Origin of the sequence: Sphingobium sp. YR768, assembly GCF_900111125.1 — a bacterium.
GTDB lineage: Bacteria > Pseudomonadota > Alphaproteobacteria > Sphingomonadales > Sphingomonadaceae > Sphingobium.
The window spans coordinates 22,160-42,958 of record NZ_FOGE01000019.1 but is presented as its reverse complement, the minus strand read 5'-3'; the positions used below and the strand labels follow the sequence as shown (position 1 = coordinate 42,958).

The window sequence follows — 20,799 nt, the reverse complement described above, 5'->3', positions numbered from 1 at the left end:
CCGCATCCTTATCAATTGAAGAAATGGTCCGATGATAGATCCATCCCTGTTCCGTGAAGCCATGTCCACTTTCCCCACTGGCGTCACTGTCGTCACCGCGTTGGGAGAAGATGGCGGGATCACGGGCTTTACCGCTAGCGCCTTTACCTCCCTGTCTTTGGATCCGCCGCTCGTTCTGATCTGCCCGGCGCGTACGTCAGTGACTTATGCCAATATTCTGGCGCGGCGATCATTCGCCATTCACTTCCTAAGCGATGAACAGGAAGCGGTCGCCTATGCTTTTGCATCGAAGGGGCCGAACAAGTTGCCGCAGAGCGAATGGCGCCTGAGCGCCAACGTAAATCCCGTTCTCCATCGGCACGCATGTTTGATCGAATGTACGCTCTGGCAGGAATATGACGGCGGCGACCACGCGATCGTCGTCGGGGCTGTCCAATCGATCCAGCAGGGCGATGCCGATGCGCTTTTCTATTACCGTGGCAGCATGTTCAGTGGAGCGAAAATTCCTCAGAGCCTGTCTTGAATCTCATGCGTAACGAGCGATGCGCCTTATGAGAACACTGGCTGCGGCAGCATAGAGAAAAGCAGTCGCGGATTTGATGGTTCGCTCGAAGTCCTTGGCCAAGCGGCGATTTGGGTTGAGCCATGCGAAAGTCCGTTCGACCACCCATCGTCTGGGATGAACGACGAACCCGGTTTGATCGGCGAATTTGCGGACAATTTCGATCGTGATGGAGGTGGCGTCACGGACGCGATCGCTATTGTAGGCGCTGTCGGCATAGGTACGCTCGACGAATGGATGCCGCTGGCGTGACTGCTTGAGCAAGGGCGCCGCGCCGTCCCGGTCCTGAAGGTCGGCGCTATGGACCAGCAGTTCAAGTGCACGCCCATCGGTATCGACCATGGCGTGACGCTTTCGTCCCATGATTTTCTTGCCCGCGTCATAGCCTCGCGGCCCACCTGCTTCGGTGGTCTTCACACTCTGGCTGTCGATGACCGCCGCCGATGGCATCGGTTCTCGCCTTGTTCGGACGCGGTCGATCTGGACGAGATGGGGGTTGAGACTTTCGAACACGCCATCGTCACGCATGGTGCAGAACCATCGATAAACCGTGCGCCACGGGGGAAAGCTGTCGGGCAAAAGTCGCCAGGGGCAGCCCGTCCGTAGCAGGTAGAATATGGCTTCCATGATCTCCCGCATCGGCCAGCGGCGTCGGCGACCGCAATGGCAAGGCACAGGCAGATATGGCTCAATCAAACGCCATTCCGCGTCAGTAAGATCACTTCCATAACGTAGCTGCGCACGGCTATGATGCACGCGGGCGGTCGGGTTCCACATAATGATTTCCAAGGTTGGTGTCGCAACCCCCTCGGAATCATATCCAAACTCGATCGTCCACCATTACGTATGCGTTCTGAGACAGCCTCTGACAAGCTTGGCCGGTTATGTAGCCCTTCGGGTTGCTGTGCGCGTGTAGACCTGACCTCTGCGGCCACCTCGCGCATGGGTAACTGGCCTCACCTCATGGCAATTATCGCCATGCCGACGTCGCCGCCTTCTGGATTTTCCCGGCCCAGTGAACTTGGCCGCCATGATCGCTGATGAGATCCTGTCTGATCTCAATCTCCGCATAGCGCAGGTTCCGGGGAAAAGCGTGAAAAGGTGCCGTGTAGTCGGTGGCGTCCATGCGATAGGGCGCGTTGTCGCCCACACATATCGTTCTGTCGCCCTGTAATTGCGCAACCATGGCCATGGCGCAATCCGTGCGTCCAAGCCAGTGCAAAACACCTACATGCCAAGGCCGGATAAAACCGTCCAGCTTTGGGGTGAAGCTGTGTAGCGAAAGCAGGATAGTCTCAGTACCCGCCGCCTGCCTGGCGTCGAGCATGGCCGATATGGCCGCATGATAGGGCGTGTGGATCGCCGCTATCCGGGCTTGCCTGGCTGCGTCGTCGAGTGCGCCATTGCCTGTGATGGATGTGCCATCGGATTGGATGACTATTGCGTCCTCATGCCCGGGATCGCGATTGCAGTCGATCACGAGGCGCGAATAGGTCTGATGGATGAAAGGCGCGTCTAGCAGGCGGGCCAATTCTCTGCCAAACTCCCGCACGCCGATATCGACAGTGATATGTCGCGCCCGGTCTGCGGATTTTAGACCCAGATCGCCCAGCGCTGCGGGAATGGCGGCCCCGGCATGATCCCCAACCAGCAGGAACGGCGAGCGCCCTTCCGCGTTATCGATAGCGAACGGCGCCGGATCGTCCGGACCCAATAGTATCGCCGCCTCTCGGGCCATCGGGATCTTCCTTTCATGCCGTTGTTGACGATCCATCATGTCACCACATACCGCTATCAGCAGCCCGTGTCGCTGGGCGAGCATCGTATCATGATGCGGCCGCGAGAAGCCTTCGACCAGCGATTGCTGTCCGCCCGGCTCGACATCGATCCCGAACCCAGCGAACTGCGCTGGCTGCATGATGTCTTCGGAAACTCCGTAGCCATTGCCTTGTTCAAAAAAAGAGCGTCGCATCTGATCGTCACCAGCGAGGTTACGCTGGAACATGCGCCGCTGGCGCAGCAGCAGGTCGATGTCGAACCCTATGCCCGCCTCTTTCCGTTCACTTACTCATCGGAAGACATGCCCGACCTGCTGCGGTCCATCGAGCGGCAGCATCTGGACCCGGGACGAGTTGTCGACAATTGGGCGCGCGATTTCGTCCGCAATGACGGCAATACCGGGACGGTCGACCTGCTGACCCGGATGGCGACCGGCATCCAGCGCGACTTTACCTATGTCCCCCGGCATGAGAAGGGCACCCAGTCGCCGATCGAGACGCTGCGCAAGCGGCAGGGCACCTGCCGCGACTTCGCGGTGCTGATGATCGAGGCCGTGCGGGCGCTGGGCTTCGCCGCGCGCTTCGTGTCCGGCTATGTCTACAACCCATCCAGGCACGAGGGCGTGGTTGGCGGCGGCAATACCCATGCCTGGGTGCGCATTTTCCTGCCCGGATCGGGCTGGGTCGAGTTCGATCCGACCAATGGCATCATCGGCAATCGCGGCCTTATCCGCGTGGCGATCGCGCGCGATCCCTATCAGGCGCTGCCGCTGTCGGGCACCTGGATCGGCCTGCCCGCCAGCTTCCTGGGCATGGACATATCGGTCGACGTCCACCGGGCCGATCCCAAGCTCTTCCCCACCACTGGCCATGGCGCCATCAACAGCCGCATCGCCGGCGCTCCAGGAAAGACCCCGACATGCTGATCCGCTGCGGTTATGATATTGAATTCTCCATCGACAAACAGATTGCGATGATGGCGATGCTGAGCCTGCACCCTTCACGCCATCAGGATCTGCGCACGCCGCAGCGGCTGATGGCCAGCCCCGACATCCCGCTCTATCATTTCGAGGACGGGTTCGGGAATGTGGCAACACGGCTGACGCTTCCGCCCGGCAACGTCACCCTGTCCTGCGACTTCGTGATCGAGGATAGCGGCGAGCCGGACCGGCGCGCGCCCGACGGCCCGCAAATGCCGGTCGAGGAACTGCCCGATGCGGTCATGCCCTTCCTGCTCGGCAGCCGTTATTGCGAGACCGACCGGCTAATGGACGTCGCCTGGGCCAATTTCGGTCATCTCGCCGCCGCGCGCGACCGGGTCGATGCGATCGTCGATTTCGTCCACAACCATATCGAGTTCGGCTATCATCACGCCCGGCCGGACAAGACCGCCTGGAACGGCTATCAGGAACGGCAGGGCGTGTGCCGCGACTTTGCCCATCTTGCCATCACCCTGTGCCGCTGCATGAACATTCCGGCGCGCTATTGCACCGGCTATCTGGGCGACATCGGCGTGCCGCCGGTGGACGCGCCGATGGATTTCAGCGCCTGGTTCGATGTCTATATCGATGGCGACTGGTACACCCATGACGCTCGCCACAACCGCCCCCGGATCGGCCGCATCCTGATGGCGCGGGGCCGCGATGCCACCGATGTCGCCTTGACGACCGCCTTTGGCCCGGCAAATCTGGTGCGGTTCCAGGTCCATACCGATGAGGTTTGCTCTCTTGACTGATCCGATCGCCAATCCGCTGCTGCAACCCTGGACCGGCCCGCTCGGCGCGCCGCCCTTTGCGCAGGTGCGGGACGAGGATTTCCTCCCGGCGCTGACGACGGCGATCGGCTGGCATGAGGCGGAGATTGCCGCGATCGCCGGGCAGGACGCGCCGGCCACCTTCGACAATAGTATCGCCGCGCTGGAGCGGTCGGGCGAGGCGCTCGCGCGGGTGCGCCGGTTGTTCTGGACGCTGTCCTCGGCGCAGGGCACGCCGGGCATCCGCGCGATCGAGGCGGAGATATCGGCGCGGCTGAGCGCGCATTCTGTCGCGATTAGCCATAATGCTGCTCTGGCTGCGCGCATCTTCGCGGTCCATGCCGCCCGGCAGAAGAGCGGCCTGACCCCGGAGCAGATCCGGCTGGTGGAAAGCAGCCATGCCGGCTTTCTGCGCGGCGGTGCGGCGCTTGCCCCCGCCGAAAAGGAGCGCTTCGCCGCCATCGACGCGCGGCTGTCGGCCCTGTCGGTGCAATTCGGGCAGAATGTTCTGGCGGCGACGGCGGCCTGGGTGCTCGATCTGGGGGCGGAGGATCTAGCGGGACTGCCGCCCGCCATGTGTGAGGCGGCCGCCGGGCGCGCAGCGGCCAAGGGGCAGGCGGGCCGCTATCATGTCACGCTCGACCGCACCGATTTTGAGGGCTTTCTGACCTTCTCGCAGCGGCGCGACCTGCGCGAAACGGTCTGGCGCGCCTTCACCGACCGCTGCGACGGCGGGCTGCACGACAATTGGCCGATCATCGGCGAAACGCTCGCGTTGCGGCGGGAGCGGGCGGTGCTGCTCGGCTATGCCGACCACGCCCATTATGCGCTGGAAGACAGTATGGCGCATGACCCGGCGGCTGCGACCGACCTGATGCGCCAGCTATGGGAACCGGGCAAGCGGCGCGCAGCGGAGGAAGCGGCGGAGCTTAAGGCGCTGATCGATGCGGAAGGCGGCGGCTTCGCCCTCGCTCCGTGGGACTGGCGCTTCTATGCGGAGCAGGTCCGGCGCGCGCGCTATGCGCTGGACGGCGTGGCGGTGGCGGCGCATCTGCGGCTGGACGCGGTGTGGCAGGCGGCGTTCGACACCGCCGCGCGGCTCTATGGTCTCCGCTTCACCCGACGGGCCGATATTGCCGGCTATCATCCCGATGTCTGGGCCTGGGAAGTTACGGACAAGGACGGCGGCGCGGTGGGCCTGCTCTTCACCGACTATCTGGCGCGGCCGGAGAAGCATGGCGGTGCCTGGATGGGCAGCCTGCGGGTGCAGGAGGCGATGGACGGCGACGTCCGTCCCGTCGTCTATCTGGTCGCGAATTTCGCCGCTGCGCCGCCGCCCGATCGCGGCGCGACCCGCCTGTCGATCGACGAGGCGCGCACCCTGTTCCACGAATTCGGCCATGCGCTGCACGGCCTGCTCTCCCGCGTCGTCTATCCCAGCCAGTCCGGCACGGCGGTCGCGCGCGACTTTGTGGAGTTTCCCAGCAAGTTCATGGAAAACTGGATCGTCAGCCGGGAAGTGCTGGCCGGCTTCGGCGTGCCCGACGATCTGATCGTCGCGATCCGCCAAGCCGAGGCTTATGGCCAGGGTTTCGCCACGGTCGAACTGATCGGCTGCTCGCTGGTCGATCTCGCAGTCCATCAGCAAGCAGCGGCAGAGACGGATCCGCGCGCCTTTGTCGCAGCGGAACTCGACCGGCTGGGCATGCCGCCCGAAGTCGGCATGCGCCATCGCTTTCCCTACTTCACCCATATTTTCGACGGCGGCTATTCCGCCGCTTACTACAGCTATGCCTGGTCCGAAGCGCTCGACGCCGATGCGTTTGAGGCATTTGTGGAATCGGGCGACATTTTCGACCCGCAACTCGCCGCGCGTTTCCGTGACGAAATACTGGCTGCTGGCGACAGTCGCGATCCTATGGAGTCGTTCCGCGCCTTCTTGGGCCGCGCGCCCGACGCACAGGCGCTGATGCGCGCGCGGCACTTGGTGGGAGCTTGAGAGCGAGCAATGAGATAAGCTGCCGTTGGTCACATACGGCGCATTTCTGCTATGGTGCTGGCGGCGCACAGCGACCTCCTTCTATAGTCAGGTCCTTGCGATCGGGACGAATTGCGAAGGCTTTCGGACTGTCCGGATTATGCATGGTTTCACCGGTATGATATGCAAGCACACTAAATAGACGGATCGCTCTCGGAAGCGACGCATATCAGGGACGATGATCGCGATCTCGACGCGTATCGTCCGGAGGAGGAGTCAGGATGTCGGGCTTGAACGAAATCTTGCTGCGTGACCTGCGGGTGCTCGACAGCAACTCCTATCTTATCGAGGTTGCTACCAATCAGCTGGTCGATATCGTCAGCCATGGCCGCGCCGTGCTGCATGTCGTGCTGGAGGGTGTCGTCACGATCGCGCTAGTGGGGGGCGACCAAACGCTGACGCTACATGCTGGCGAGACTGCCACCTGTTTCTATGGCGATCATCATCGCCTGAACCCCGGTGGGGACATGGCGCCTGTCACGCTGTCGCTGGGGGACGGGGACACGGACAGTATCGAACAGATCGCTATTCACGCCGATGGTGCGCCGCGCCGGCGCGGTGCCCGGATGTTGAGCACGGTGTTCAGCTTCGCCCATGTCTCGCCCGCCGCTTATTCCATCCGCGCTGGCCTCAGCCTGTGGCGCATGGGACGTGACGGTGGAAACGGCTCCAATAGCGCGCTTGCCTTTGATCCCGATCAGATAACTGAGGATTGCGGCGGCCCCGGCGCACGCGCCGCGATTGCGAGTTTCAGCACGCTGATGCTGATCCGCTCCATCCGCAACATGCATCGCAGCCTGTGGAACGATCGTGAGATGCCGGTATGGGCCCCCAATGCCCGACGGATCGCATCTGCGCTGCTGGCCATCCATGCCCAGCCGGAACGGGAATGGACCGTGGCGACCCTGGCACGCGAAGTGGGGCTGTCGCGATCCTGTTTCGCCAGCGCTTTTGCGGCCGAGGTGGGCATGACGCCGATGGCCTATCTCACCCAGATCCGCATGAGGCGCGCGGCGCAACTGCTGCAGAGCGAGCGCTTTGCCATTGCCGAGGTTTCGCGGCGGGTGGGCTATCGTATTCCTTCCTCCTTCACCCGCGCCTTCACCTCCTATCATGGCGTCCCGCCCAGCCATTTCGCGCAGGAAGACGATACTGGCGTGCCGACACGACAGTGATCCACAGACAATAAAATGCGGCGCCCGTGACCGGCGCTGCCTATTAGGGAGAGAGACATGAAAGCCTATTGGCTGCGCTGCGGCTCCGCGGCGGTGATGAGTTGCGCCCTTTTGCCGTCGCCATGGACGGATAGGACTCTGGCGCAGGAGACGCTGGCGGCACCCTCCACCGAGGATATCATCGTTACCGCGCGGCGGCGTGAAGAGACGCTGATTTCGACGCCTGTCACCATCGCGGCGATTGGATCGGAAGAACTCAGCCGGCGCGCCATCGTCAATCTGGAGGGGATTGCGCGCACGGTGCCGCAACTGATCATCGGCAACGGCTCGGGATCGGTGCAGGGCGGCGCGATCGCCCTGCGCGGGGTGAGCGCCGGCGACTCCAATCCCTTCGGCGATCAGGCTGTGGCCTTCAACATCGACGGCGTTCAGGTCGCGCGGGCGGCGCCGCGGCGGATGGGCGAATTCGACATGGCGCAGGTGGAGGTGCTCAAAGGGCCACAAGCGCTCTATTTCGGCAAGAATAGCCCTGGCGGCATCGTCGTCATCCGCACGGGCGATCCGACCGACCGGCTGGAAGCACGCATGTCGGCCGGCTATGAAGCCTATGGCCGGGAACTGCGCGGCGAAGCCTATGTGTCCGGCCCGATCAGCGATACGCTGGGCGTGCGGGTCGCAGGTTATGGATCGCGCACCAATGGCTGGGTCCGGGACAGGACCACCCCATCGGCTCTTTACGGTTCGCAATATGGCCTGCTGCCCCACGACCGCGAATATGGTGGCCGGGTGACGTTGAAGTGGGAGCCGAGCGACGCTCTGTCCGCTCGCTTCAAATTCGCCTATGGATCGGTCCGCACCGCTGGCCTCACCGAAAATACGCAGCGCGTTTCTTGTCCGCTGGGCGCGCCCCAGCTTGGCGGCCGCGACGATTGCATCGCCAACGATACGGTGGTTCGTTCGGGCCTCGGCCCCAATTTTCAGGCGCTCAACGCCCGGCTGACGCCCGATCCCTACTCCCGCCAGCAGCAATATCTGGTGGGGCTGGATATTCAGTATCGGTTGAGTGACACGCTGTCGCTCGCGCTGCAATCCGGCTTTTACCGCAATCACCTGACCTATAACGAGAATTTCAATGCGACCGATTCGACGGCTGCCAACCGGACTTTGGGATCCGCCGGCGAACTGACGATCCGCGAAATCTCCCAGGAATTACGCCTATCGAGCGATTTCGATGGGCCGTTCAACTTTCTGGTCGGCGGTTTCTTCCAGGATTCGCGGCTAGACTATGACTCCGTCACCGCGCTCAATGCGGTGACCCCCGCCTACATCTCCACCCCCTATCATGCGCGGCAGGAGGGGACGGCCTATTCGCTCTTCGGCAGCGTGAGCGTCAAGCCGGTCGAGGATATCGAGATTTCCGGCGGTGCCCGCTATTCCTACGAGCGCAAGCGTTATGAGCCTACCCTTATCGATGGCACGCCCTTCGACCCGATGCTGCCCGGCGGTACGGCGGTGCCCCGGAAGAAATGGACTAATGTGTCGCCCGAGGTGACGATCAGCTATCGTCCGAGCAGCAACCTCACGCTGTTCGCTTCCTACAAGCAGGGTTTCCTGTCGGGCGGGTTTAACGCTGGCAATGGCAATCAGGGGCTCGACCGCTCCTATGATCAGCAGACGGTCAAGGGGCTGGAGGGCGGCGTCAAGGCCAGGCTGCTGGGCGACCGGCTCGCGGCTAACCTGTCGCTTTATGATTATAAGATCTCCGGTCAGCAGGTGACATCGCTGATCGGCGTGACCCAGATAGTCACCAATGCGGCGTCGTCCAAGACAAGGGGTGTCGAGGGCAATCTGAACTGGCGCACGCCGGTCGATGGTCTGTCGCTCCATGGCGGTGCGTCCTATAACCGGGCGCGCTACATCACCTATCTGGATGCGCCCTGCTATGCGGGGCAGACGATCGCGCTGGGATGCGACCTCAATCTGGTCGGCGGCGTCTATCGTGCGCAGAGTCTGTCGGGCGCCGCGCTGCCGCGTGCGCCCAAATGGGGACAAAGTCTGGGCGCAAGCTATTCGGCCACCGATACTGCCGGAACCCGGTTCGACCTGTCGGTCGATGTCAATCATACGTCGGGCTATTTCACCGATGCGACCAACAAGCCTGCCAGTTTCCAGAGGGGATATTGGATGCTGGATGCGTCGGCCAAGGTCGCGCTGGCTTCGGGCATCGAATTCGCGCTGGTCGGCCGTAACCTCACCAACGTCTATTATTTCCAGCGTTCCTCGGACAATCCGCTGACTGGGGCAGGCACCGGCACGGCGACAGGTTTCGGGGCAGACACCGTTGCCTATGTCAGCCGTGGCCGTGAACTGCTGCTGCGTTTCAGCGTCCAGCTGGACAAGCTGCGTGCGCGCTGAACCCGTCAGCGCCGTCAGCGCCGTCACGCCAGCAGCCATCTCATGGATGGGCAGGAGCATGCGCTGGCGCATGCTCCTGATCGCCTTTCTGGCCCAGAACCTCTCCTTCGGGCTGGCCTTCGCTGCGTTTGGCACATTGGTGCCCATGATGCAGGCGACATTGGGCATCGGCCGCACCTATGCCGTAACCGGGCTCAGCCTGATGTCGCTGTCCATGGGGCTGCTGGCGCCCTTTGCCGGCCGCTGGCTCAAGCGGTTCGGCATTCGGCGGATCATGCTGCTGGGCGTAGGGATCGGCGCGTCCGGTTATGGCATGGCGGCACTGGCGCAGAGCGGCGCCGCCCTGCTGCTGGCCTATGCGGTGTTGATCGGGCCGGCGCTTTGCCTGTCGGGCGTGATCCCCGCCTCGGCACTGGCGACCGGCTGGTTCGATAAGGGCAAGGGGCGGGCGCTGGGGGTAGTCAACATGCCCGCGATGACGGTGCTGGCGCCGCCTATGGTCGCATGGTTTGTCGAAGGTCATGGGCTGCCGGCCACCTTCCTGATGCTGGGCGCGCTGCAACTCGCGCTGCTGCCGCTGCTGGCCACCATCGTGGAGCCGCCGAGACAGGTCGTGGTCGGGCCTGAAGTCGCCTCTGCGGACATGACGAGCCGGGAAATCCTGCGCGATCGCGGCTTTATCATATTGGCGCTGGGCATCGGCCTGCTCACCATGGCAGGGGTCGGCATCGTCACCCATCTCGTACCGCTGGCGATCGATCGCGGCTTGAGCCTGCAACAGGGGGCCTTGCTGCTTTCCGCCTTCGGCATCGCCGCCATCTTCGGCGCGATGGCGTCGGGCTGGCTGGTCGATCGGTCCGGCGGTCGGATTGCCCTGACCCTGTTGGCGCTTGGCTGGACGGTGCCCTGGCTCCTGTTGCTTTTCGCCGGGGCGAGTCTGCCGCTGTTGCTGATTGCCGCTGGCGCTATCGGTTTCTTTTCGGGCGGCATCAATCCGCTGCTGACGGCGACGATGGGCCAATGGCTGGGGGCGGGCAATTTCGGACCAGCCATGGGGCTGTGCTATTTCGTCAAGATCCCCTTTTTGTTCGCCGCCGCGCCATTCGATGGGCTGCTGCGCGAAGTATCGGGCAGCTATGACAGCGCGATCCTCCTGCACATTGTCGGCTTTGCGCTCGTTGCCGTGCTGATGCTCGCTTTAGGCAGACGATAAGTGAAGCCTGCCGCACGATCGGTTCGATGACGGCTCATCGCCATCGATATAGGATGCCAGCATATCATCGGCCGCGCCGCCAGCAGGCGGGCAGCGATGCCGTCAGCGGGAAGAGGATGAAGCGATGCAGGACGAACCGGATATGATTGAGGCTTTCAACCGGGCCTATGACAGGCTGATCGCAATGACGGCCGATGATCCGCAAGTGGCGGGGCTGGTGCCCGATGCCGCCGTCACCGCCGCGATCAAGGCGCCGGGCGCCTCGCTTGCGGAGATCATCCGCGTCACGCTGGCCGGCTATGCCAATCGGGAAGCATTTGGCAGTCGCGCCTATGACATCCGGCGCGATGCGGACGGTCGGGCCGTGCGCCATCATCTGCCCTCCTTCGAGACGATACGCTATGCCGATCTGGCCCGGCAGGTGGAGGCGATCGCCAGCGCCTGGCGCCATGAAGCGACGCTGCGTGTCGATCCGGGCGATTTCGTCGCCTTCATAGGTTTTACCGGTGCGCATTATGCAACGATCGATCTCGCCTGCGCTTATGCGCAAGCCATCGCCGTGCCGTTGCAGGCGAATATCGCGGCGGCGGATATGGCCGACATACTGGCGGACACCGCGCCCCGTTGTCTGGTCGCCAGTATCGATCATCTCGATCTGGTCGTGGAACGCGCGCTCGGCCAGTCGACCATAACCAGTCTTATCGTCATCGATGCCGATATGCGCGTCGATGACGATCGCGAACGTATCGAGGCGGCAACAGCGCGCCTTGCCGACGCGGGCTCGCAGATCGCGCTGATCGATTTTGCGGATATCGTGGCGCGGGGATCGCAGCATGTCTGGACGCCGCTCGCGCCCTCGCCCGACGGGCTCGAAGTCATGTCGCTCATCATGTATACTTCGGGCAGTACGGGCACCCCCAAGGGCGCGATCATCCCGGAACGGATCGCCAACCAATATTGGAACGGCATCGCGCGGATGCAGCCGACCGTGACGCTGGCCTATGCGCCGCTCAACCATTTCATGGGCCGCAACATGGTGGCGGCGACGCTGGCGCAGGGGGGAACCACCTGTTTCACGCTGCGCAGCGACATGACCAGCCTGTTCGAGGATCTACGGATCGTCCGCCCGACCTTCCTGCTGTTCATCCCGCGGGTGTGCGAACTGGTGTACCAGCATTATCAGTCCGAAGTGCAGCGACTGATCGCACAGGGCGAAGCATCCGATACAGCCGATGCGCAGGTCCGTGCCACCATGGCGCGGGGCTTCCTGGGCGACCGGCTGGTGGCGGGCGGCGTCGGCAGTTCGCCCACCGCGCCTGAAGTGCGCGCCTTCATCCGCGACTGTTTCGATATCGCCTTGGTGGAGGGCTATGGCACGACCGAAGCGGGGGGTGGGATTACCTCCGGCAATCGAGTGCTGCGTAGCGTGGTGGAGGATTATCGGCTGCTCGATGTGCCCGAGCTGGGGTACAGGACCACGGACCGCCCCTATCCGCGCGGCGAGCTGCTGGTGAAGTCGAAGATGGCAATCCCAGGCTATTTCAAGCGCCCGCAGGAAAGCGCCGCGATCATCGATGCCGATGGCTATCAGAAAACCGGCGACATCGTCGAGGAGCGCGGCCCCGATCATCTCGTCTGGATCGACCGTCGCAACAATGTGATCAAGCTGTCACAGGGCGAATATGTCGCGATCGGCGGGCTGGAGGCGGGTTTTGCCAGCGGCAGCGCGCTGATCCGGCAAATCTATGTCTATGGCAGTGCCTATCGCGCCTTCCTGCTGGCGGTGGTCGTGCCGGACATGGAGGCGCTGCGCGATCTGCATGGTATCGATCCGCAGGACGACAAGGCCATCAAGGCCGTCATGATGGCGGCGCTTCAGGCGGTCGCGCGGGAGGCGGGCCTCAAAAGTTTCGAAATCCCTCGCGATATCTTGATTGAGACGGAGGCTTTCAGCCATGAGAATGGCCTGCTGTCCAGCGTGCGCAAGCCGCTGCGTCCCAATCTCTACCGGCGCTATGGCGAGCGGTTGGAGGCGCTGTATCAGGAGATGGACCGGCAGCAGCATGCCGAACTCGCCATGCTGCGGCGTGAGGGGACGGCCCTATCGACGGTCGAGCGGATCGCTGGCGCGTTCAAGGCCAATCTGGGGCTCGCGTCGGTCGATCCGGCATCGGACCAGTGCTTCGCCGATCTGGGCGGGGATTCGCTGGGTGCGGTGTCGCTGGCGGCATTGCTGGAGGAGATGTTCGGCATCGCTGTGCCCGTGAGCATCATCCTGCATCCGGCGGGCAGCGCGCAGCGGTTGGCCGACTTCATCGATCGGGCGCTGACAGATGGCGATAGCGGCCCGACCTTCGCCCGCATCCATGGCGCTGGCGCGACGATGATTCACGCCATCGATCTGACGCTCGACCGGTTCTTCGACGCGGCGACACTGGAGGCAGCCGCTCAGGCCGAACCGCCCGCAGACCGAAAACGCCATATCGTGCTGACGGGTGCAACGGGCTTTCTGGGCCGTTTCCTCTGTCTGGCCTGGCTGGAGCATCTGGCGGAGCAGGGCGGAACGCTGACCTGCATCGTCCGCGCGCGCGACGCGCAAACAGCGCGCGCCCGGCTGGCGGAAGCGCTCGGTGGACCTGATCGGCAGCTCGCCGACCATTTCCGCCAGCTTGCGGACCGCCATCTGCAGGTCATCACGGGCGACCTGTCGGCGCCGCATCTGGGCCTGCCCGCCGACGATTTCGCGGCGCTGGCACGGTCGGCGGATCATATCATCCATCCGGCGGCGCTGGTGAACCACCGGCTGAGCTACGAAAATCTGTTCGAGCCCAATGTGGTCGGCACGGCGGAACTGATCCGGCTGGCGCTGACGGGGCGGCAGAAGAGCTTCGACTATATCTCCTCGACCGCCGTACCCTCGATGCACCCGGCGCTGCAGGGCGACGAGGATAGCGATGTCCGCATCGGGGGCGTCAGTTGCACGCTGAGCGATGGCTATGCGGTCGGATATGGCGCCAGCAAATGGGCCGGCGAAGTCCTGTTGCGCGATGCGCATGAACGCCATGGCCTGCCGGTCAATGTCTTTCGCGCCGACATGATCCTCGCGCATCGCCGCTATGTCGGACAGATCAACGTGCCCGACATGTTCACCCGCCTGCTGTTCAGCCTGATCGCGACCGGCACGGCGCCGCTGTCCTTCTACCGCCCGGCCGCGGACGGCGGCCGCGCGCGGGCGCATTATGACGGTCTGCCGGTCGATTTCATCGCCGCTGTCATGCAGCAGCTGGGGGCGGAGGCCACCGACGCCTTTCGTACCTATAATATCGTCAACATGCATGATGATGGCGTATCGCTCGACTGCATCGTCGATTGGGTCGCCAGCGCCGGCTATGCGATCCGCCGCATTACCGACTATCGTGGCTGGCTGGCGGAGTTCGAAGACCGGCTGCGCGCCCTGCCCGAAGAGAAGCGCCAACTGTCCTCGCTGGCGATCATGGGTGGCTTTTCGCAGCCCGCCGATCCGGCCTCCGCGCATCCGACATCGCGCAATTTTGCCGCGGCCGTCCGTCGTCTGACGGCCGGGCCTTCCGTGCCCGGCATCGATGAAGCCTTCATTCACAAATATCTGGCCGACATGCGTAGTCTCGATCTGGTGCCCGCACCGGTGGAGGCGACCTTCGCATGACGACGTCCATATCTCAGGGAGCAGGACTATGAGCATATTCTCCGGCAAGGCGATCATCATCACTGGCGCGTCCAGCGGTCTGGGGCGGGCCATGGCGATCCGGCTGGGTGCGGCCGGCGCCGACCTTTGGCTGACCGGCCGGTCGCAGGCGGAACTGGACGTCACGGCCAACAATGTGGTGGAGGCCGGTGGCCCGCGCCCGCAACTGCGCGCCATAGATCTGGCGGAGACGGGGCGTCTAAGGAAGCTGGTCGAGGAAGCAGCGCAGACGAGCGAGCATTTGTTCGCACTGGTCAATAATGCCGGGCTGATGTTCCCTGAACCCATCATGCAGGGCACGCCCGATCGATGGTCGGCCATGCTGGCGGTCAATATACTCGCCGTGCTGGAAGGCGCGCAGGCCGCCGTCACAGCGATGCGAGGCCATGGCAAGCCGGGCCATATCATCAATATCGGATCGATCGCGGCGCGGTGGGAGGAAGGCGGCGTCTATGGCGCGACCAAGAAGATGGTCGAGACGATAACCGCCAGCCTGCGCGGTGAGGTTGAACAGGATGATATTCGCGTGACGACCATCATCCCCGGCGGGTTTGCCACCCAACTGGCGCGCGGCTTCATGCCGGAACAACTCTCCACCGTGCAGGAAAGCTTTGCCAAAAGGGGGATAGGCGCGGATGGCGTGGGCGCTGAACGGCTGGTTTCCGACCCCGTGCATCTGGCCAATGCCGTGGCCTATGTGCTGGAACAGCCCATTGACGTGAATATTCAGGAGATACTGATCCGCCCGCCGGTCGCCACCGGCGTGTGAGGCTGAGGACATGAGCGATCAGGGCCTGGCATCTATCATCGGCAAACGGATTTATTGCTTTACGTCCTAATCCGATATGCCGCCGCGGCAGCACCATATTCTGATCGCCATTGCACCAAGCAAATCTAAGAGCTGTCTGTCCGCTTCCGGAAAAGATATTTCATTGCCTAAGCGTTAGCAATGGGTCGGCTCTGATCAGGCGTTAAAGCGCTACTGCCTCCATCTCCAAGGCATGCGCGAGCGCCCAATCCTGGTCATTGGCATATGCGTCGGCAAATTGGCCGGGCCTGCCACTGACGGTCAGCGGATAGATGAAGGCAGCCGATCCCCGGCCATCGGCTGTGAACAGCCACAGATTACCGCGAAGCGTGGTTTTCGCGCGATCGCGCCAGGCAACATCGCCTGTCGCTTTCGCCATGAGTTTCCAGGCCAAGGCGTTGAGCGAGGACCAGTAATGCGGGAACGTATCGCCTCACCTCGATCAGAGCCGCTGGTGGGACCGGCATGATCGGACGCCCCTTCACCACTGGTCGGGATTCGACGCCCTTTTTTAGGATCGTCAACGTGCTTTTTCATAAGAGATCAGTGCCTTTTCATTTATTGGTCTGAGCGGCGTAAACCTGATTGCTGCCATCCATGTTGGAGCGGAAGATCATCCACTTGCCATCCGGCGTGAAGGTGATGTTCGGTTCCAGTCGATAGTCGTGGCCGCGCATGTCGACGATCTTCTCTGTCTCCAGCGTGCCGGGTGCGATCAGATCGGCGGCATTATCCGCATGGATTCCCGCTACGTCGGGGATTTCCCTGGGCGTGAAGAGGTAAAGATATTTGCCGTCGGGTGCATGGGCGACCATTTCGCTGTCTCCACCGTCGCCGGAAAAGCGCTTCATGTCAGGCATCTGGTTATAATGGACCGACCACATGTTGCGATCGACATGATACCAGCGCCGCTTGCCGGTCGCTATCTCATAGCCCGCCAGCCAGAACACCTCGCCGCGCGGGGTCTGAAGATCATACCAGATCCACTTGCCGTCGGGCGAAAAGAACTCGTGCCCGGCAATTTCCATGTTCATCGTGCGTTTGTGGACCTGCTGTTGGCCGCTGCCGTCGGTGCGGATGGTCCAGATGCGGTCGACCTTGTGCCATGGTCCTTCATGGCAATATAGGATGAGGCCGGGATCGGTGGGTGAAAACTGGACATGGTTGAGCCAGTCGGTGGAGGCGACCACCACCTTGCGCGCGCCGGTGCGGATATCGATGGTGAAGATTTCCATCGGGATATTCGCTTCCAGCCGCTCGTTCAGGCGCACTTCCTTCGCCTCGGCAAAGCTCAGCGGCTTGCCGTCCGGGCCGTCGGCGGCATAGTTGGCCTGACCGAATTGCTGCTTGATTTCCGGCGCCTTGCCCTTGGCCGTGCCATCGGGTTGCAGCGGCTTGTCGCTCGCCGCCCATTGGCCGAGGAGCAGCGTCTCATCGGCATTGATCGATCCGATCGATCCCTTGGCGACGGTTGCGACCCTGCGGACCTTGCCGCTGTCGATGTCGGCAGCGAAGATGGTGGTGGCGCCTGCTCCGTCATTCTTGCGCCCCCCAGCATAGTAGACGCTGCGGGTCTTGCGCCCGGTAAAGAGGAGTTGCAGGTCCGTGCCCTTGACCAGCGGCCTGATGCTCCAGTCCGCCAGTGTCACGACGCTGATCCCGTCCGGTGTCGATATGACCATCTTGTCGCCTTGCGGCGTATAGCTGTTCTGGTGGAAATAGAGGCTGGCCGCGCCGCCCGGCTGGTTGGTGATCTGGACGATCTCATGCCCGGTCAGCGCGTCGATCCATTGCTTCACCGGCCTGGCCATCGCCGCGCCGCTCCAGGCCAGCGCCACGAGCGCCAGAGCCGAAATGCTGCTTTTCATCATCACCCTCTCTTCAATCCTGCATCGGCAGCGCATCGGGGATGAGCGCCAGGTTTTCGATCGCGGCAAGCCCCCATTGGGCCGCCGCATTGGTGGACACATGCGGCCACTCGACCGTCGGCGCGATGACTTTCGCTCCCGTCAAGGTGACACGCGGGTCGCCCTTGGACAAACCTTGCCCGGCTTCGCCGGACAGGAACTCGTCCCAAGCCCGACGCGCCATGGCGGCGTCCCCTGTTTCTCGCGCGAGATAAGCGGTCAGGCGCGAATGGCCTTCCTTCAGGTTGCGGCCTTTGTAAGGCTCATGGAACTCCGCCTCCCACTCCGCCTTGGGCGCGTTGAACCAGCGGCAATAATTCAGCCAAGCCCTGCGATAATGGGGCACGTCCAGCAACTGGAGCAGCTCCGCGTTGACCTCCAGCGCGCCGAACACGGCATTGAGGTGCGACAGGTTGATCTTGTCCCCCGGACCCATGAAACGTCCGGTCGCCAGATCATAGGGCGCGCTGCCCGCCAGCCAGCCGCGCTTCAGCCGGCCGATACTGTCCATGCCCGCCATCAGCCGATCGCGCCATTTCCGTGTCCCCGTCCGCTCCCATTCGGTAAGCCAGGCCGAAGCGACCGAACACCACATCGTGCCGAAGCTGAGGTCGATCACCCCTTCGGGCAGTGGGTTACGCTCTGCGCCTGGCACCTTGCGGCCGATCTCGACATGACGGAGCGCCTGATCGGAATCGAGCAGATCGCGCATCAGGTCGCCGACCCGCTCATCCGCCGTCAGATAGTAGAAAATGCGGCGATAGATGGCGTTGCTGACGCGGGGCTGCTTGCTGCTGTCACTCCAGTGCTGGACGCCATGGCGGGTGCCCAGCCCCTTGAAGCGACCCAAATGATAGACGTCGACTTCGCCGCTATGGCGCGTCATCGCCTCGGCGAAGCGGAACAGTTTGGGATCGGCGGTGCGCAACACGCTGAGCCACAGCCACAGGTCGGGCGACAATTCGCTATTGTCCCAGGCATAGCCGCCAATGTCATAGCGCCACTGATGCCGGTCGGCATCATAGGTGTGCATGACGTCGCCATGGTTCCAGAAACCATACCAGCGGCGGCGATCTACCTCGCTTTCGTAAAAGGCGGCAAGATTGCTGATCTGGTCCTCGATCCGTGCTTTCATCGGAGAGGAGCGGTCGGGTAGACCCCATGGGCCGAAGACCCCGGCCATGTGGATGCGATCGGGTGTCGCCATCAGTTGCGGTGGCACCGCATTGGCCTGTGCCATGGCCGAGAGGCGCTCGGCTTCCGGCGTCGACGCGCAGGCCCAGAGCGTCAGTTCGCTAGTGCGGGCGATACCGGTCGCACTGTCCCAGCCCGGCTCATAATCCTCATAGGTGATGGCCAGCCCTTCATTCTGGGCATCATAGCCTTCCATCCCCATCACGCCGCGATAGGGGCGCATGTCCATGGGTTTCGCGTCGGGCGACCAGAGCCAGAGGCTGAGCGCTGCATTGTCGGTTGCCGCGCCGCGAATGTCGATCTGGGCGGGATGCCGCTGCCAGAAATAGCGGGCCGCCATTGCCACGCCGCCTTGCGGCGAGCCGACATAGCCGAGGCCCGGGGCGCGAGTGCCTGCGGTGGCGTCGACCCAAGCATAGCCCGGTTCGGTGCGCTTGACGATGGCGAAACCATCGGCGGTCAATTGGCTGAGGCTGAAGTCGCTCCAGGTCGGGATCCGGTCAAGCAAGGGCCGGACGCCCGGCGCGATGCTGTCCAGCGCGACCGCCTTCCCGGCGATCTGCGCCGCGCGGGCTGCTGCGCCCGGATCGCGGCGCAGGCCGGTCAGCGGACGGACGGCCTCGGAGAAAAGGCTGCCCTCTGCGGTAGCGAGACGGACATGACGGTCATGTGGTGCGCCAACCATGGGCACGGCGGCGCTGAGGCCAATGCTGCTGACGAAATCCTTCGCCGGATCGCCGTCGAAAATGAAGCTGTGCATGACGCGCAGATGATCGCCGCCCGCATAGGCATAGAGGCGCAGGGTGAAGGGCAGCAGCGTCCGCCCCATTCCTTCGTGCACGCCCTCCAGCTTTACGACCACGCGGACCGGTCCCTTCTGCTCGACCGTCACCTTGTCGATCCTGCCGGTGAGGTGCGTGCGCTTGCCATCTTCCGGAGCGTCGTCGACGCTAGCCACAAGGGAGAGCGCGCCCATCACCTGCCGTTCGCCCGACCATGCGCCGGCTATGACGGCCTGCCCCGAACGTGCAATGCGCCAGCGGGTCGCGCCGCTGAGGATCTCTACGGCATCAGCGGCTTCGCGTACCAGCACGGGCGCGGCGGGTGCCTGCGGCTTGCCGGGGACGATTTCCAGACCAGCGGGCTGCGTCACGCCCGCAGACAGGGCGTGGGCCGACCATTTGAGCGAGCCATCGGGCCAGGTCGCCAGCGTCCAATGCTGCGACGCCAGCGATGCGCCATCCTTCGCACGCAGGCTGAGCGGCGCATTGGCCCGCACCGCACCGCGCGGCCATGGCACCCCAAAAGTCTGGCCAAGGCTGAGCGTCGGCGCGTCTCCATCGATCCATCGCACCTGAGTTTGCGGCAAGGCGCGCGTCGATCGGGTGGCTGCGAGTGCCTCGGGCGGCAGCATGGCCGCCGCACTACCCAGCAAACCCAGACGCAACATGTCGCGCCGCTTGACCGTCAGATGTTCGTTCATGTCCCCTCCTTGGCGGGGCCGGCCCCGAATATGCATGATTGCAGGTAGAAATGTGCCATTTCACCCGCAATCACATCAGGGGCGGCTGATCGAGAAATTACGCAGCTGGATATGGCTTTGCGTCGTGCGCACGCCGAAATGGCCGTGCCGATAGGGCGCATCGTCCGTCATGTTGAACAGGGTGACGCCATCCCGTTCCACAGCGATCCGCTGGCCGTCTGCGATCAATCGCAGGCGGAACCAGCGGTTCGGCTCCAGCATGTCTGCCTTACCGGGCCGATCATGCTCTGGCAGCAAGGGGCGCTGCCCCGCCTTGCCGACATAGCGGCGCATACGCGTGGTCGTGTTGCGATTTCCACCGATGCCGACATAATAGGTGCGCAGCAGGTCATAATCCTCGAACACACCGCCACGCCGCTTTTGCAGCACCGATCCGCCAGGCGCAGCGGGGTCGGTCGCCATCCAGAAAGCGTTGACGTCGCTGACCTCATCATGCGGCCCGCCAGCGGAAACAGCCCGGACTTCATAATCGATTGCAATCGGCCCGGTCAGTTTCGGCAGGAACCACAATGTGAGGCCTTTGGGCGTATCGATATCGAGCAGGCCAACCTGCGCGCTGACCTTGGCATCGCCCGCCGCTTCTATCCGCCATTGGCCAAGACCATGGCAGAAATCGTCGCGGTACATGATCGGCCCGGGCGTGCGCGCCGCCACTGGCAGGGAAGCCAGCGCGGCGAGCATTGCCCGAC

The 20,799-nt window shown here is 63.3% G+C and carries 15 protein-coding genes; 9 read left to right on the top strand and 6 right to left on the bottom strand.

Going from position 1 to position 20,799, the window contains the following annotated elements; genetic code table 11:
* The first annotated feature begins 31 nt into the window (after nt 1-31).
* Nucleotides 32-523 (top strand): flavin reductase family protein, encoded by a 492-nt coding sequence (locus BMX92_RS18815; RefSeq protein ID WP_093019341.1) that lies wholly within the window; start codon nt 32-34, stop codon nt 521-523.
* A 3-nt stretch (nt 524-526) separates the two neighbouring features.
* Here BMX92_RS18815 and BMX92_RS18810 read toward each other — a convergent pair whose 3' ends face one another.
* The gene (locus BMX92_RS18810) at nt 527-1,339 is read right to left on the bottom strand and encodes an IS5 family transposase (protein WP_093019339.1); all 813 of its coding nucleotides are present in this window, start codon (nt 1,337-1,339) and stop codon (nt 527-529) included.
* Nucleotides 1,340-1,532: 193 nt separating this feature from the next.
* Nucleotides 1,533-2,300 (bottom strand): N-formylglutamate amidohydrolase, encoded by a 768-nt coding sequence (locus BMX92_RS18805; RefSeq protein WP_093019337.1) that lies wholly within the window; start codon nt 2,298-2,300, stop codon nt 1,533-1,535.
* 15 nt (nt 2,301-2,315) lie between these two features.
* On the opposite strand from BMX92_RS18805, the gene BMX92_RS18800 reads away from it, so the two are divergent.
* The 8 genes from BMX92_RS18800 to BMX92_RS18765 all read left to right on the top strand — a co-directional run bounded on the left by BMX92_RS18800 (nt 2,316) and on the right by BMX92_RS18765 (nt 15,427).
* Complete coding sequence (locus BMX92_RS18800) at nt 2,316-3,266, top strand: transglutaminase family protein (RefSeq protein WP_093019335.1); 951 nt, start codon at nt 2,316-2,318, stop codon at nt 3,264-3,266.
* The gene (locus BMX92_RS18795) at nt 3,260-4,075 is read left to right on the top strand and encodes a transglutaminase-like domain-containing protein (protein ID WP_093019333.1); all 816 of its coding nucleotides are present in this window, start codon (nt 3,260-3,262) and stop codon (nt 4,073-4,075) included. Before BMX92_RS18800 ends, BMX92_RS18795 begins: the two co-directional genes overlap by 7 nt.
* Nucleotides 4,053-6,092 carry a M3 family metallopeptidase gene (locus BMX92_RS18790; RefSeq protein WP_371262476.1) on the top strand — a complete coding sequence of 680 codons (2,040 nt, stop codon included), beginning with the start codon at nt 4,053-4,055 and terminating at the stop codon, nt 6,090-6,092. Before BMX92_RS18795 ends, BMX92_RS18790 begins: the two co-directional genes overlap by 23 nt.
* A 260-nt stretch (nt 6,093-6,352) precedes the next feature.
* A complete protein-coding gene (locus BMX92_RS18785; RefSeq protein WP_093019329.1) occupies nt 6,353-7,306 on the top strand; it encodes an AraC family transcriptional regulator in 954 nt (317 codons plus the stop codon).
* Between the two features lie 57 nt (nt 7,307-7,363).
* A complete protein-coding gene (locus BMX92_RS18780; RefSeq protein WP_093019327.1) occupies nt 7,364-9,721 on the top strand; it encodes a TonB-dependent receptor in 2,358 nt (785 codons plus the stop codon).
* Complete coding sequence (locus BMX92_RS18775) at nt 9,711-10,934, top strand: MFS transporter (protein WP_177185140.1); 1,224 nt, start codon at nt 9,711-9,713, stop codon at nt 10,932-10,934. The genes BMX92_RS18780 and BMX92_RS18775 overlap by 11 nt, the downstream gene beginning before the upstream one ends.
* 124 nt (nt 10,935-11,058) lie before the next feature.
* On the top strand, nt 11,059-14,619 hold the full coding sequence (gene car / locus BMX92_RS18770) for a carboxylic acid reductase (protein WP_093019323.1): 3,561 nt from the start codon (nt 11,059-11,061) through the stop codon (nt 14,617-14,619).
* Between the two features lie 28 nt (nt 14,620-14,647).
* Nucleotides 14,648-15,427, top strand: a complete 780-nt coding sequence (locus BMX92_RS18765; RefSeq protein WP_177185139.1) for an SDR family oxidoreductase — start codon at nt 14,648-14,650, stop codon at nt 15,425-15,427.
* 202 nt (nt 15,428-15,629) lie between these two features.
* On the opposite strand, the gene BMX92_RS18760 is transcribed toward BMX92_RS18765, so the two are convergent.
* The 4 genes from BMX92_RS18760 to BMX92_RS18745 all read right to left on the bottom strand — a co-directional run bounded on the left by BMX92_RS18760 (nt 15,630) and on the right by BMX92_RS18745 (nt 20,791).
* Nucleotides 15,630-15,845 (bottom strand): hypothetical protein, encoded by a 216-nt coding sequence (locus tag BMX92_RS18760; RefSeq protein WP_093019319.1) that lies wholly within the window; start codon nt 15,843-15,845, stop codon nt 15,630-15,632.
* A 175-nt stretch (nt 15,846-16,020) separates the two neighbouring features.
* Complete coding sequence (locus BMX92_RS18755; protein ID WP_093019420.1) at nt 16,021-17,334, bottom strand: oligogalacturonate lyase family protein; 1,314 nt, start codon at nt 17,332-17,334, stop codon at nt 16,021-16,023.
* 13 nt (nt 17,335-17,347) lie between these two features.
* Nucleotides 17,348-20,050, bottom strand: coding sequence for an exo-rhamnogalacturonan lyase family protein (locus BMX92_RS18750; RefSeq protein WP_093019317.1), 2,703 nt, complete (start codon nt 20,048-20,050; stop codon nt 17,348-17,350).
* Nucleotides 20,051-20,125: 75 nt separating this feature from the next.
* Complete coding sequence (locus BMX92_RS18745; RefSeq protein ID WP_093019315.1) at nt 20,126-20,791, bottom strand: DUF6250 domain-containing protein; 666 nt, start codon at nt 20,789-20,791, stop codon at nt 20,126-20,128.
* Nucleotides 20,792-20,799 lie beyond the last annotated feature (8 nt).